The following is a 16,033-nucleotide window of genomic DNA, read 5'->3' as shown; positions in this document are numbered from 1 at the left end:
GAATTTAAGAGTTTGGTTCGTTCAGCAGATCCATGAAAGCCATGGTCTTTGCCTCCATCTGATTCACCACCTTATCTATGCGGTAGACCAGATGATTATAGGCAAACATCACCGCAATGCCCACAATCAGACCGCCCACGGTAGTGATCATGGCCTCGTAAATGCCGCTCGACAACAGCGTGATGTCAATGTTGTTTCCCGCATTCGCCATATTCCAGAAGGCACGCACCATACCGGTTACTGTTCCCAGAAACCCCAGCATCGGCGCTCCGCTGGAAATGGTTGCCATGATCGAAAGCTTGTCCTCCAGTTTCGCCACCTCGATGTTTCCGGTGTTCTCAATGGCCGCCTGGATGTCTGAAACAGGGCGTCCCATGCGTTTGAGTCCCTTTTCTATCATACGCGCGGAAGGCGTATTGGTCATCCGGCAATAGTTGAGAGCCGATGTCATGTCGTCCGACTTCACATAGTCACGTATGCGGTCCATGAACAGCGGATCATCCTTTGCCGCCTTGCGTATTGTCACCGCACGCTCAAAGAAAATATAGAACGCTATGACCGACATCACGGCAAGCACAATCATAATCCAGCCTCCCTTGCAGGCCATATCCCAAAGATTCATCTGAGGTTCGCCGGCAGTAACAGGCGTGAGTACCGGATTTTCACCGGCTACAGTTTCAACGGCAGCCTGGGCTGCCGCAAGTACAGTAAGCATCATAATCCCTTAAGACAATTTTGTTCGTCACTCTTTTTATGGTTCAAAATACAGCAGACGCAAATCCGTTTTGCACGAAAATTGCTATCTTTGCGTCTACGATATGCAAAGTTAGCAGGTTTTACGAGAAACTTGCCATAACACCCCTAAAAAGATTGATAAAAGCAACAAAATATATGCAACCAAACATGAAGTTCGCCCTTTTCGGGAACACTTACCAAGAACACAAATCTGCACATATAGCCAACCTGCTGGACATCCTGCGCCGGAAAGAAGCGCAAATCTGCATCAGCAGCGAATTCTACTATTTCCTGAAGCACCACACACGGGCAGACCTCGGCGGACTGGAAGTGTTTGACGGGAACGACTTCCATGCCGACATGGCCTTGAGCGTAGGCGGAGATGGAACTTTTCTGAAAACGGCCAGCCGGGTAGGAAACAAGGGAATACCCATCCTCGGAATCAATACCGGACGGCTGGGATTCCTGGCCGCCATATCGCCCGACCAGATGGAAGAAACCTTTGAAGAAATCTACCGCGGAAAGTATCTCGCCGAACCCAGACGGGTACTCAAGCTCACCAGCAACGGCCAGGTGCTGAAAGGCTACCCCTACGGACTGAACGAAATAGCCGTGCTGAAACAGGACAGTTCGTCGATGATTACCATCCGGGCCTACATAAACAACGAGCCGCTCAACGTGTATCAGGCCGACGGACTGATCATTGCCACACCTACAGGATCTACGGCCTATTCGCTCAGCGTGGGAGGACCGGTCATGGTTCCGCAAAGCGGCACCATCAGTCTGACCGCCGTAGCTCCGCACAGCCTCAACGTCCGTCCGATCGTGCTGCGCGACGACTGGGAAATAACCCTTGACGTAGAAAGCCGGAGCCATAACTTCTGGGTTTCCGTCGACGGAAGAAGCGAAACCTGCAGGGAAGGAACCCGACTGACCATCCGGCGCGCCGAATACTTCATACGCATCGTGAAACGGTGCAACCACTCCTTTTTCAACACGTTAAGGGAAAAGATGATGTGGGGAGCCGACAACAGACAATAAAAAAACAACGGGAAGCTCCGAAAAACTTCCCGTCATCTTTATCTCTTCACTGCAGTGATACGATCTCCTCACTCCAGTGATGCAATCTCTTCACTCCAGTGATACGAACTCCTCACTGGAGTGAAGAGGTAAAAATATCCTTATTTCTTTATATTGGCCTCCTCAAGCCCGTAATGTTTCTTCGCGTCTTCCGAACGGAGCATCAAGGCTATCACGATTGCGCACAGCCCGAAAAGAGAGAAGATAGCCATCGGAACCGTATAGTCATACCCCGTAATGGTTCCGGAAGCGTCGCGCAAGGTCGCAAAGCGGTCGATCACCCATCCGATCAGCCAAGGCACAGCCATCAGACCGATATTCTGGATGTAAAAAATGATGGCATAGGCAGAACCCAACTGCTTCAAGGGAATGATTTTAGGAACAGAAGGCCACATGGCACTCGGCACGAGAGAAAAAGCGATTCCAAGCACAACCATCACAATCACGGCAAACCACCAGTAGTCGAGCACTGGAAGGGTAAACAAAATATGCACCACGGTAAGCATGACCGAACCGATAAGCATCAACGTAGCCCCTTTGCCGATACGGTCGTACAACGACCCGAACAGGGGGGTCAGCAAAATGGTTCCGAACGGAAGCAAAGCCGGAATCAGTCCGGCAAACGATTCGGGAACGCCATACTTGAAGATCATCAGCTTGGTTGCGAACTTGAGGAACGGGAACACGCCGGCGTAAAACATCAGGCACAGCAGCGTGATCAGCCAGAAGCCCCTGCTGCCGAATATCTGCTTCAGGTCGGCCATTCTGAAGCCTTCCTCTTCCTTTTCTCCCGCTTCCTGACGCACAGCAACTTCCGAAGCATCCTCCTTGCGATCCATCACGCAATATACCATATAAGAAACAAAACCTACACACAGGGCAATGGCTCCGAACAGCACCGGATAAGAAACAGCCCCCATCATCCGTGCGACAGGCAGGCTTACCCCCAGCGCTATCGCTGTTCCGATACGCGCCATAGCCACTTGAAGCCCCATTGCCAAGGCCAGTTCCTTGCCCGTGAACCATTTCACGATCACTTTCGATACGGTAATTCCGGTAATTTCAGCTCCCATGCCGAACACCGCAAAACCGACAGAGGCAAGCGCCACCTGCATGTTCATTCCAAAAAGCATCGAGCCTCCGAAATCCGTAGACAACGCATACCATTTGATGAGCGCTCCCGCCAGCATCAAGCCGCACGACAATGTACCGGTAAAGCGGATTCCCATCTTGTCCAGAATCAGTCCGCCGAAGAAAAGCATCAGCAGAAACACGTTTATCATGCCATAGGCACCGGAAAAGAATCCATATTCCGTACTCGACCATCCTTCTCCTTTCGCCACGGCACTGACCGTCTTCTCCATCTCCGTCTGTATGCCGTCAACCGAATCCATATACTTGAGGTTCATCCCTTCCTCCAGCTTTTCCACCGCCAGTTCAGGTTCTGACAGGGCGCTTGCCGCTGAAAAAAGCTTCACCTTGGTTATCAGACTGTCAGCAGACATCGACGTATCGTCCGTAAAGTACACTACCTTTCCCTGAGTTGTCAACAAATTTTCCAAAGGGGACATCACATCGGTCAAGAAGTAACCGCACATCATTGTAAACGAAACGATCAGCATGGCCGACCAGCGCGCCGTCTTCGAATCGCTCAACTTTTTCTGGATATGTTCTTTCATCTTTTAATTTTATGTTTTAATTTTATGTTTTAATTTGATATTTATCCTAAAAAAACGCACAAAGATAATGATTTTTCCGGCTTTTTTCTTTCAATTTCCAAATTAAGTTCTAACTTTGTTGTCAATACATAAAAAACGAGATATAAAACGGACTTATAACTCAATTAAAATTTGAATGCGTATGAAAAAAACAAGAATGACAGTTCTGTGCGCCGTATTAAGCGGAAGCCTGCTCTGCACATCCTGCATCGGCTCCTTCGGGCTCTGGAACAACCTGAAAGATTGGAACCAAAGTATCGGAAATAAGTTTGTGAACGAAGTTGTTTTTCTGGCCTTCCACCTCATCCCGGTGTATGAAGTGGCATATATAGCGGATGTCATCGTTCTGAACTCCGTGGAGTTCTGGTCGGGCTCAAACCCGCTGGCTGATGTCGGAAAGGTAAAGACCGTGAAGGGCGAAAACGGCGAATACATGGTACGCACCAACGAAGACGGGTATACCATAACGAAGAAAGGCGAAGAAGACAAGCCGCTGGACCTGGTTTACAATGCAGAAAACCGCACATGGAACGCCGTCACCTCTGAGGGCGAAAGCTATGAACTGATTACGATGAACGAAGACGGAACCATCACGTTCAAACAGGCGGACGGCACTCCAATGACTGTATCTCCCGACTTGCAGGGACTCGCCACTGCACGTGCGGCCAGCGGACAATCATTGTTTCTTGCAGCAAGATAAAAAACTTTTCTAAAAAGACACTCCATCATAAAGGCTTTCAAACGAGGTTCAACCTTTCTTTGAAAGCCTTTTTTTGAGCTTAAACCGTAAACATTTATGCGAAAACTTCTGGCACTCATCTTCCCGCTATTCATGTGGATGGGACTCTGGGCGCAGACCTATCCCAAGGCTATCTTTCCGGGCGACTATCCCGACCCCACCATTCTGCGCGACGGAAAGGACTATTACATGACGCACTCTCCGTTCTATTACGCGCCGGGGTTCCTCATCTGGCATTCGCAGAACCTGGCAAACTGGAAACCTGTCTGCCGGGCCGTGCCCGAGTACGAAGGTTCGGCGATGGCTCCTGATTTGGTGAAGTGCAACGGCAAATACTACATTTATTATCCTTCAGACGGAGTGAACTGGGTGGTCTGGGCCGATGACATACGTGGCCCGTGGAGCAAGCCTGTCCGACTCGACATCAAAGGCATCGACCCGGGACATGTGGTGGGCGAGGACGGGAACCGCTACCTGTTCACCAACAACGGCTGGGTGACTCCGCTGACGGATGACGGACTGAAAGTGGCCGGAGAAAGCCGGAAAGTGTATGACGGATGGAAATATCCAAAGAACTGGGTTACAGAAGGAAATGACATGTACCTGGAATCTCCCAAGCTGGTCAAGAAGGACGGATATTATTACATGGTATCGGCTGAAGGCGGAACTGCCGGACCCGCAACCAGCCACATGTGCGTGGCCGCCCGCTCGAAAAGCATCTTCGGTCCGTGGGAGAACTCGCCCTACAACCCGATAGTGCATACCTACAGCAGTAAAGAAAGGTGGTGGTCGAAAGGGCACGGCACACTGGTGGATGATGCAGACGGAAACTGGTGGATCGTATACCACGCCTACGCGAACGGCTACCACACGCTGGGACGCTCCACCCTCATCGAACCGGTTGAATGGACATCTGACGGATGGTTCCGCACGGCCCGAACCGCTCCGTCCGACCTTCCGGAAGGACAGGCGGTCATGGAACTCTCGGATGATTTCAGCACCCCCCAGCTCGGCCTGCAATGGACATTCTGGAAGGAATATGCCCCGAACGCTCTGAGCATAAAGGACAATACGCTGGAGGTAAGCGGGAAAGGGGAATCTCCTTCGGACGGACGCCTGCTGCTTGCCACCGCCACCGACAAGTGCTACAAAACACAGGTGGAAATCACAACCGGCAAAGGAAACCAAGGAGGGCTCCTACTCTACTATAACGAAAAGGCGTACGCCGGAATCGTTTCAGACGGAAAGACCTTCACCGTCTATCGGGGCGAAAAAGAGCCTCTGACAAAGCCCAACATATTCGGAAAAACATTCATCGCCAAAATCCTGAACCAGGGGAACAGGCTGACAATATCCGCAAGCAAAGACGGCAAGGGATGGACTACGATTCAGACTGTACTTGCTGAAAATCTGGATGTATCGTCATTGAACCACAATGTATACAAGGGCTTCCATGCGCTCCGTCCGGCACTTTACTCGGGCGGAAAAGGCAAAGCATCCTTCAGAAACTTCCTCTACCGCAATGCCATTCCGCAGGAAAAGGATATGAGGGCTTATCTGATGGTGTTCCATCGGGACGAAACGCACGGACTCTATATGGCCGTAAGCCGCGACGGATATACTTTCACCGCAGTGAACGAAGGACAACCCGTGCTTGCCGGGGACACCATCGCCAGCCAGCACGGCATCCGCGACCCGCATATCTTCCGCGGACCGGACGGTGCCTTCTACCTTGCCATGACCGACCTGCACGTGTTCGCCCGACGGGACGGATACCGTGACACGGAGTGGGAACAGCCCGGCGAAGCATACGGATGGGGAAACAACAGAGGGCTTGTCCTGATGAAGTCGTGGGACCTGATCAACTGGGGCAGAGCGAACATACGCTTCGACCAGCTTTCGGCAGGACTGGGAGAAATCGGATGCGTATGGGCTCCGGAAGTTGCCTACGATGATGAAAAAGGGAGGCTGATGATTTACTACACCATGCGCTTCAAGAATGAGCAGAACCGCCTCTACTACGTATATGTCAACGATGACTTCAACCGCATCGAAAGCATGCCCCAAATACTGTTTGAATACCCGATGGACAACATCTCTGCCATTGACGGTGACATCACCAAAGCAGGCGGCAAATATCACCTGTTCTATGTAGCGCACGACGGAAACGGAGGCATCAAACAAGCCGTTTCCAGCCGGATGGACGGAGGCTATGAATACGATCCCCGCTGGTATGATTTCGAACCGAAGGCCTGTGAAGCCCCCAACGTATGGAAACGCATCGGAGAAGACAAGTGGGTGCTTATGTACGATATCTTCAGCATCCATCCGCACAATTTCGGATTCGCTGAAACAAGCGACTTCATAAACTTCAAGAATTTGGGACACTTCAATGAAGGTGTGATGAAAACCACGAACTTTACATCCCCGAAGCACGGCGCCGTCATCCATCTGACCAAAGAGGAAGCGGACAGGCTGGTGAATTATTGGAAAGAAAACCAACGGAACTATGACCGGACACGGTTTCTGAAAAAAACGGAATAAACTGACAGAAAATAAGGTGCATAAGGCCTCTCATAAAGCGTTATGCACCTTGCTTTTAAGAAACTGTTTTGAATTTATCGTGTGCTGATTTGGGATGAGTTTTTGAGGCATTTCCGTTTGTGTGATGAGGAAGATAGCGGGCTATCTGACGAAGAACAGAAGCGGAAAAGACCAAAAAATAGCCCAAAGCACACACGAAAACGAATACATCAAGCCAAGAAAAACTTTTTGGAGAAATTCAAAACAGTTTCTAAGTAGATGTTGAGAATTAGCTTATACAAAATTGTCTGTTCAGAAACGCAGATCAACGCGGATTTTCACAGATGATTGCGCTGATTATCTGCTTTTAATCTGCGAAAATCTGTGTTTCTAACAGTTTCATTTAATTTTGCACATTTACTTATAGTAAAAGCCTATTTCAATTTGGCATCAAATACCTCCATTCCCCATTTCTCATGCCAGGGAATCGTAATTTTTTCTCCGCTGATCACAACAGGCAGCCATACATAACGCGAATTTTCCAGATCCGTCTTGTTCCACCTGTCGAACATGGCGATGTAGGCATTCTTTTTCCCGACAACCGGCTGCACATAAGTGCTCTGTGCATAGAAAGTCTTGTCGGCATCCTTTCCGGTACAAGGGTTCCCGATTACTTTCCATTCCCCCATAATCGAATCAGCGACAGCCAGTTCTGCCGCATTGGGATCCCATCCTGTACAGCCGGAAGAAAGCATATAATACTTTCCTTCATGCTTGAACACAGCCGGAGCCTCGCGCGACTTGTTGATAAAGTTCCGTGTGAAGCGTCCCGAAGGTTTCAGATAATCATCTGTCAGCAAACTGATATACATCGTTGCATTGTTTTCTGAAGAATAGAACTGATACGCCCTTCCGTCATCATCCACAAACACCGTCTGGTCACGACTCATGGCATTGTTGGGACGGAAACTTCCCAGGTATTCAAACCTGCCGGTCGGAGAATCGGACACTGCGACTCCGGCACACGCCTTGCTGTAATCGGCACTTTCCACATGCGCCCACATCACAAACTTCTTGGTCTTCTTGTTATAAATCACTTTCGGACGCTCCAGCACCTTTGAAGGATGCAAATCATGGTTCGGATCGTCTTTTACGGCAGGAAGCACAATGCCCTCGAACTTCCAGTTCAACAGATCCTTCGAAGAATAACAGCTTACTCCCGTCACATCCGTACGGTAACACTCCCACGTCGCCCACTCCGGAAGGACAGTCTTTCCCTTCTTGTATTCCCCATACCAATAATAAGTGCCCTCATAATAAAGAATACCTCCACCATGAGCATTGATCGGATTGCCTTCCGTGTCGCTCCACACTTCTCCGGGACAAAACTCGGTGTGTTGTGCCCTGCCTACCTGCGGAAAGGCCAGGGCGCATGCGAACAATACGCTTGTAATAAATTTCACTTTCATAATGCTAATAAAATTTGATAAGTAGATGTTGAGAATTAGTTTATACAAAATCTGCCTGTCCAGAAACGCAGATTAACGCGAATTTCGCAGGTTATTGTACCGATTATCTGCTTTTAATCTGCGCTCATCTGTGTAAAAATCTGTATTTCTGACAATATCATTCATTTCGCACACTTACTTATTATATTCCATTCATGTCATTTGTTCCGCTTGAAATACTCGCTCGGCATGTAACCGAAATACTTCTTAAACGACTGGGCAAAATAAGAAGGCGTATTATAGCCTACCATCGTACTGATCTCAGCAATGGAATATCGCCCGTCTTTCAGCAAACGAACCGCCTCATTCATACGAATCTTGCGAATAAACTCAACGGCCGACTCTCCGGTAATTCCTTTCAGCTTCAAATGAAGGTTCGAGCGACTCATGTTCATCGCTTTCGCAAAATCTTCAGCAGAAAAGCCCGAGTTATCCATGTTTTCTTTCACTACATTCATTGCTCTGGTCAACAATTCCTCGTCCATCGCATTGAACGTGATTTTTTCCGGCTGGATTTCAGTGGTCTTCTTGTAATATTCTTTCATGCGGATGCGTGTACGCATCATATTCTGAACCTTAGAAACCAGCAGCGACAACGAGAAGGGCTTGGAAATATAATCGTCCGCCCCTATCTGGAAACCTTCCATCTTGTCGCTTACGTCATTTTTGGCCGAAAGCATAATCACAGGAATGTGGCTGGTAGACAAGTCCTGCTTGATGTGCCGGCAAAGCTTGATACCGTCCATCACCGGCATCATAACGTCAGTAATGACCAGATCCAGATCACCTTCCTTCAGCTTTTGCAGAGCCTCCTCCCCGTTTCCAGCCTCAACAACCGTAAATTGTTCAGAAAGGCCTTCGCGCAAGTATCTTCTGATGTCCTCATTGTCTTCCACAACCAGAACCTTTCCGTATTTTTTCGTTTCTCCCGGTTCTTCCGCCTTATCCGCTTCCCTTTCCGTGTCGGCAAAAAACATCGCTTTTGAATTAACGGAATAAACCTGCTTTGCCGTTTCACCTTCTCCGTCCTTCTTCATTTCCTCCGGCGAATAGGCTTCCGGACTTTGGGGCAAATAAACCGAAAAGACACTTCCTTTGCCTTCCTTGCTCGTCAGTTCAATATGCCCGTGATGCAGTTCCACCAGGCGGTGAACCAACGAAAGCCCTATACCGCTTCCCATATGGGTATTCTCAAGCTGGAAGAAGCGTTCAAATACACGCCCCTGCACTCCTTCAGGAATCCCCACGCCTGTATCACTCACTTCCAGCAGCATATCTGCTCCCGACAAAGTCAGACGAACCGCAATGCTTCCTTCCTGCGTATATTTGAAAGCATTGGACAACAAGTTGTTTTCAATCAGATCCAGATACTGGGAATCGACAAGCAGCTCCCGGCCTTCCAAATCAGACTGCAACGTGTAATTCAGCCCGCGGCTTCTGGCCAGTTTCTCGTAATACAGATAGTTCTCTTTTACCTGGCGGTAAACATTCACCTTTCCCACCTGCAATTTGAAGACACCTAATTCCGCCCGGCGATAGTCCATAAGCTGGTTGACAAGAAACAGCAGACGGTTTGCGTTCTTCTCCACATATTGCAGTTGCGAACGGAACCACTTGTCCGTCGTTCTCGTCAGCATCTCTTTCACCGGAGCAACAATCAATGTCAACGGCGTCCGCAGCTCATGAGATATATTAATGAAGAAACGGAACTTCATCTGGCTGATCTCCTCCTGATGCTGTTTCTCCTGGCGTTCCATTTCAAGTTTCATCTGCATGTTTTTACGGTCCTCCCAATGCTTGAACAGCCAATAGAGCAGAAGCATACCGGCAAGAACGAACATAAGACATGCCCACCACGTACAATACCAGACCGGAAGAATGGTTATATCCAAGGCAACCGGATTCTGACACCATTTTCCGTCACTGTTTGCAGCTTTCACAAGAAAACGGTATTTCCCGGAAGGGAGGTTCGTATACGTGACACTTCGCACATCCTGACTATAGAACCATTCACCGTCATAACCTTCCAGACAATAGGCAAACGTGTTATGCTGTCCGGAAATGTAGTTTGAAACCACATAGTCCAGCGTGAACATCCGCTGCGAATGATCGAGCACAATACTTTTAGTATCGCAGATATTTTTGGAAAGAATGCCCGTATCATCTCCAGGCATAATCTTCCGGTTTGACACACGCAGCCCGGTAATGACAGGAGAAGGAGCGTAAGGATTATCGAGCAGCAGTTCGGGGCGAAACGCTGTAATGCCATTTATCCCGCCAAAGTAAAGCACGCCGTTTTTCGTCCGGCAATGCGAATATGTGTTGAACTGATTGCTCTGCAACCCGTCATTGGCCGTAAAGTTACGGAAACGCCCCGTATTGGGATTGAAGCAGCTCAAGCCTTTATTGGTGCTTATCCAAATGCAGCCATATGAATCTTCTTCTATACCATAAACCACATTGTTCGGAAGTCCGTCATCCGTTGTATAATGTTCAAGCTCCTCCTTTTCGTCATTCCACCGGTACAGCCCCAAACGTGTAGCAATCCATATTTCCTTCTTCGCACTTTCAAAGACACATTGCACTTCAGAAACAGCCGAGAACTCTGGCGAAGGCAACGGCATGCTATAAAGTCCCTTCACTCCTTCATGCTCAGTCCCGAATATCCGCAGCCCGTCGGTTCCGCCAATCCACAATCTTCCGGATGAATCCTTAAACAGGACAAAAGCCGACATCCGGGGAATTGAATTGCCTTTTGAATCCGAAGACACAAGCGCAAATGTCCTGCGCTCCATATCAAACAGGTAAAGCCCTTCGAGCGTTCCGGCCAGCAGTTGGCCATCCTCATAAAAAAGAAGCGAATAAATGTCGCCGGGAACATTGGGAGAAATATTAAAATAGTCAATCCGCCCGGTAACACGGTCCAGAATCTTCAGTCCCCCGGCATGCATTCCTATATACACGCGATTACGTCTCTCGTCGATATAAATGGCCTTCACATTGTTCGACTCCATATTAGACAACAATGTTTTCCCGGTATTCAACGGATAATAAACAAACTGGCCCGTCTTTGTGCTGTAGTAATTCACTCCCCCATCATTGGTTCCGATCCACAGGTTGCTGTCCTCATCTTCCACAATACAACTCACGACATTGTCACTCAACGAATTCCGATAAGGAACATGACGGATATTATAAAAACGGTTCTTCAGCGGATGATAGTAGTTAAGCCCTCCAAAATAAGTTCCCAGCCACATGCCCCCCTGCGAATCCTTGAATATACACCTCACCGAACGTTGGCTTAGGCTTCTGGGATCTACCGAACTGCTGGTATACGAAACAAACGAATCTGTCTTGTCAACATAAATGTTCAAGTCATTGAAAGTACCGACCCACAAACGGCCCTCCGAATCGAAAGACAACGAACGGACATAATTTGAGCTCAAGCCATTTTTACTTCCTGCCTCATGCAAATAATGGCGTAATTCTCCGGTTTTCAGATCGACGGCATACAAGCCTTCACCTTCCGTCGCAATCCAAAGCTGCGAGTCATTTGACTGAAGCATGTCCTGCACCTGCACTTCCGCATAAAAATGCGGAAAACGTTCGACCATACCGGTCCTGAAATGATAAACATAAATGCCCTGACTGTATGTACCTATATAAACCTTGTCGCCAATAAGCTTGACAGAAGCAACCTTCAAATTCCTTAATGACTCTGGAAGAGCATTTTCCAGAAACTTGCAAGAAGCACGGTCAAAAAGCTGCACATGGTAGTCTGCATTGACCAGAAGTTTCTTCTCCGGCAATTCGACTATACCAGACACAACCATCGGCACATCCGGCTTAAGACTGAAATTCCGGAAACAGTCCTGTTCTTCATCATAGCACGACAAACCTTTCTGCGTTCCAACCCAAATCTTACCGTCATCATCCACCTCCAGAACACGCACAATATCATTCGCCAAGCTATACTCCGGATTATCAGAAGAATGACGGTAGACCGTAAAGTCGTATCCGTCATACTTGTTAAGTCCGTCGTAAGTGGCGAACCACATATTTCCCTTCAAATCCTGAACAATGGAGAAAATGGTGCTTTGAGATAGTCCTTCATTGATTGAAACATGGGTAAAACCCACAGACGAAAGATCTGCGGCAGAACTGTTCCCAACCATCCATCCCCACAGGCATATAAGAAAAACTATACGAAACTTCATTGCGATCATTTAAAACTATATTGTTAGACAGCCTAATAGGTTTCCTCACTTTTACACACATAGGGAAACGACGATAAAAGTACGATAAAAAATTCATTCAATGATAAAAACAAGAACAAAAATCCAAAGATTGATGCAAAGAATAAAGCAAGCCCCTATCTGACTGGCTGTGAGCGTCAATTCGTTCCCAGACAATCAGACAGAGGCTTTGTATATCCCCGACGATCAAAAGCAGGCTGCCGCAATTCCCAATGCAGCTGTTTGCCGGATGTTAAGGCTTTTTCTCGAAACTGAGATGCCCGGCACTTATCAAATCACGATGCGAGATACGATATCCGCATTTCTTGCCTCCCAAGCGGATAGCTTTAATATAATCTCCTTTTGCTTTCGGATTGGCTACTTCGATAACCAGCTTCTCTTTTCCGTAATAACGGGGATTCAGCTTTATCGTCACTCTATCAAAAGCAGGCAAAGTCAGCGTGTATTCCGGTACACCCGGACAGTCCGGATAAAAGCCCATCATGCTGAATACAGCCCATCCCGACATTGTACCCGTATCTTCATTTCCTGGAAGTCCGTCAGGCTTTGTCGTGAAATGCTTGGCCAGAAGTTCTTTCACCAGTTTCTGCGTGCGCCACTCTTCTCCCTTAAAATAACTGAACAAATAAGGATATGCGATATCCGGTTCGTTGGCCGGATCATAAAGCCCTTTATCAAAAACCATCTGCAACTTTCTGACAAAGTTCTTTTTTCCTCCCATCAGCCTGGCAAGCCCTTTCACATCATGAGGCACATAAAACGTATAATTCCATGCACTTCCTTCGTGAAAGCCCGGAACCGGTTCAAAATTGGCACCCTGGCTGGGATCAAATGGAGAATAAAAACTGCCATCAGGCAAAATGGGACGGAATGTTCCGTATTCTTCCGAATAATAATGCCTGTATCCCAACGAACGCTCACGAAACATCTTGGCATCTTCTTTCTTGCCCAAAGCTTCGGCAAATGCAGCCAATGCATAATCAGCTATATAATACTCCAGCGCATGAGAAACAGAATTGTCGAACTGCTCACGAAGAGGCACATACCCCAAATTCATGTAATCATCGTTGTCGGGACGCAACAGATTCTCTTTTCCCGGTGACGTAGCCGACTTATACATTGCCTCATACGCCAGATCAACATCAAAATCACGCAGTCCCTTCATCCAGGTGTCCACAATGACAGGAATGCTCGGGTCACCTTCCATTGTCAGTGTTTCACGCCCATACAGCTCCCATTTGGGCAACCATCCGTGTTCACGATACATATCAACCATGCTTCTCACCATATCCAACTGACGTTCAGGATAAACCAAGGTCATCAACTGATGCAGGTTGCGATACGTATCCCAAAGCGAAAACACGGTATACCGGTTTCCTTTTGAGGTCAGAATCTTGTCCCCTTCCATTTGAGGATATTGTCCGTTCACGTCTTGCAAAAGATTCGGATGGATGAGCGCATGGTACAGTCCCGTATAAAAAACCGTTTTCTGTTCTTCTGTCCCTCCTTCCACCAGGATACGTCCCAAATCATCATTCCAACGTTTCCTCGCCTCCTCGCGGACTGTTTCGAAATGACGGCCATGCTGCTCTTTTTCCAGATTTTCACGCGCATTTGCTATACTTACGAACGACACTCCCATCGCGACCTCTATCTGTTCCCCCTTCTCCGTATCAAAAGCAAACCATGCACCGATATCATCTCCGGCAATATCTTTTGCATATTTCGTGTAAAGTTTGTATTTCCCCTGATCCTTATCCCATTCGGCTTCTACCCCAACCATCGGGCGCTGTTTCTTCCAATAACCCGAAGCTTGCGGAACTTTATTCACTTTCATTACAAAATAAATAGGAAAAACAGCCTGCGGATTATAGCAGAACGTACCAAGCACCTTCATTCCCTCCACCTCGGTTTCACTGACTTTCCTCATATAAGCGCCGCTTTCATTCGTCAGGCCTTCGCCAAGGTTCAACAGTATGTTGCTCTTGCCCTCAGGAAAAGTAAACCTGACAAGTCCCGAGCGCGGTGTAGCAGTAGCCTCTGCAAGAATATCATATTTGGTCAATGAAATGGTATAATACCCCGGAGATGCACTCTCTTTCTCATATTTGCTTCCATAATGATGGTAATCGACATCCAGCTCCCCAGTTGTCGGCATCAAGAGAAGGGAACCCAGTTCAGGGCATCCCACCCCACTCAGGTTTACATGTGAGAAACCGGTAAAATAACTGTTGGTATACTCATAAGGAGTCGACCACCAGCGGGCATCCTTGTCATATCTGTTGTCATCAGACCCCATTACATTAAACGGAACGACAGACATCATTCCATTGGGACAGACTGCACCCGGATTGCATGTTCCGAAGTTCGTTGTTCCTATAAACGGATCAACGTAGTCAGCCGGCTCCTGTGCGGCCAGCCGCTCTCCCACGAACCAAACAGCCAGAAAGGCCAGCAATACATGTTTCTTCATGCTGCAAGATTATTATCAGATAATTGAATGCGATTTCACGAAATCAATGATTTCGTCAACATACCCGAATGCCAGTCCGACAACCGTGTCAGCGGCCCCATAATATACAGCCACCCGTTTCCCGTCTTGAAGGGCTGCACATGGAAAGACAACGTTCGGCACATCCCCTTGCAGTTCATAAGGTGCAGCCGGCCCCAGCAAATACTCGCGTGTACGCCACAATACTTTCTCGGGATTTTCCTTATCCAGAATAGCAGCTCCCATGGCATAACGGAAGCCGTTGCAGGTCGTAATCACTCCGTGATAAAACAGCAGCCAGCCTGCTTCGGTCAGAAAGGGCACAGAACCGGCACCTATTTTCGTACACTGCCATGCACTCTCCTCGAAAGGAGTCACTTTCATTACACAACGGTGTTCTCCCCAATATTTCATGTCAGGGCTGTAACTGATATAAATATCTCCGAAAGGAGTATGTCCGTTATCGCTCGGACGACTTAACATCGCATATTTCCCGTTTATCTTTTGAGGGAACAGCACTCCGTTCCGGTTAAACGGAAGAAAAGCATTTTCACACTGATAGAATTCCTTGAAGTCGAACGTATATCCCAATCCGATGGTCGGGCCGTTATAGCCGTTGCACCATGTAATCCAGTATCTGTCTTCGATCCATGTCACGCGAGGATCGTATTTGTAGTCCGACTCAATCATTTCCGTATTTCCAGGCTTGAAACTGATCGGATCGTGCTCGATTTTCCAGTGAATGCCGTCATTGCTGAACCCGGCAAAGATATTCATCTGCACTGCCTTGTTATCACATCTGAACACTCCGGCAAAGCCGTTGCCGAAAGGCACCACTGCACTGTTGAAAATACTGTTTGACGAAGGTATGTCATATCTTCCGATAATCGGATTCTCCGAATAACGCCACATTACATCCGCACATCCTGCCGGACGTTCTTCCCAAGGCATGTTCATTTTTTCCATACTTATTGTTTTAACGA

Annotated in this window: 9 protein-coding genes; 3 read left to right on the top strand and 6 right to left on the bottom strand. The window is 48.0% G+C overall.

What is annotated here, in order from left to right:
• Positions 1-4: 4 nt before the first annotated feature.
• Entirely contained in the window at positions 5-721 is a 717-nt protein-coding gene (locus tag QUW60_RS02610) for a MotA/TolQ/ExbB proton channel family protein (RefSeq protein WP_258337867.1), read from the bottom strand.
• Between the two features lie 170 nt (positions 722-891).
• Here QUW60_RS02610 and QUW60_RS02605 point away from each other — a divergent pair, with 170 nt between their 5' ends.
• Entirely contained in the window at positions 892-1,776 is an 885-nt protein-coding gene (locus QUW60_RS02605) for an NAD kinase (RefSeq protein ID WP_258337860.1), read from the top strand.
• Between the two features lie 140 nt (positions 1,777-1,916).
• On the opposite strand, the gene QUW60_RS02600 is transcribed toward QUW60_RS02605, so the two are convergent.
• Positions 1,917-3,494 carry an MFS transporter gene (locus QUW60_RS02600; RefSeq protein ID WP_258337861.1) on the bottom strand — a complete coding sequence of 526 codons (1,578 nt, stop codon included), beginning with the start codon at positions 3,492-3,494 and terminating at the stop codon, positions 1,917-1,919.
• Positions 3,495-3,675: 181 nt separating this feature from the next.
• On the opposite strand from QUW60_RS02600, the gene QUW60_RS02595 reads away from it, so the two are divergent.
• Positions 3,676-4,233 (top strand): DUF3332 domain-containing protein, encoded by a 558-nt coding sequence (locus QUW60_RS02595; RefSeq protein WP_258337862.1) that lies wholly within the window; start codon positions 3,676-3,678, stop codon positions 4,231-4,233.
• 96 nt (positions 4,234-4,329) lie between these two features.
• The gene (locus tag QUW60_RS02590) at positions 4,330-6,816 is read left to right on the top strand and encodes a family 43 glycosylhydrolase (RefSeq protein WP_289558337.1); all 2,487 of its coding nucleotides are present in this window, start codon (positions 4,330-4,332) and stop codon (positions 6,814-6,816) included.
• Positions 6,817-7,229: 413 nt separating this feature from the next.
• Here the strand turns inward: QUW60_RS02590 and QUW60_RS02585 are convergent, their stop codons facing one another.
• From QUW60_RS02585 to QUW60_RS02570, 4 genes are all read right to left on the bottom strand, one after another.
• On the bottom strand, positions 7,230-8,264 hold the full coding sequence (locus QUW60_RS02585; protein ID WP_289558336.1) for a glycoside hydrolase family 43 protein: 1,035 nt from the start codon (positions 8,262-8,264) through the stop codon (positions 7,230-7,232).
• A 197-nt stretch (positions 8,265-8,461) separates the two neighbouring features.
• Positions 8,462-12,529 (bottom strand): hybrid sensor histidine kinase/response regulator transcription factor, encoded by a 4,068-nt coding sequence (locus QUW60_RS02580; RefSeq protein ID WP_434736832.1) that lies wholly within the window; start codon positions 12,527-12,529, stop codon positions 8,462-8,464.
• Between the two features lie 262 nt (positions 12,530-12,791).
• The gene (locus tag QUW60_RS02575; protein ID WP_289558334.1) at positions 12,792-15,032 is read right to left on the bottom strand and encodes a GH92 family glycosyl hydrolase; all 2,241 of its coding nucleotides are present in this window, start codon (positions 15,030-15,032) and stop codon (positions 12,792-12,794) included.
• A 15-nt stretch (positions 15,033-15,047) separates the two neighbouring features.
• The gene (locus QUW60_RS02570; protein ID WP_289558333.1) at positions 15,048-16,016 is read right to left on the bottom strand and encodes a glycoside hydrolase family 130 protein; all 969 of its coding nucleotides are present in this window, start codon (positions 16,014-16,016) and stop codon (positions 15,048-15,050) included.
• Positions 16,017-16,033 lie beyond the last annotated feature (17 nt).

The organism is Bacteroides gallinaceum (genome assembly GCF_030373775.1).
In the GTDB taxonomy this organism is placed as follows: Bacteria; Bacteroidota; Bacteroidia; order Bacteroidales; family Bacteroidaceae; genus Phocaeicola; species Phocaeicola excrementipullorum.
The sequence above is the reverse complement of the archived record's forward strand: the minus strand, read 5'-3'. Positions and strand labels throughout refer to the sequence as shown.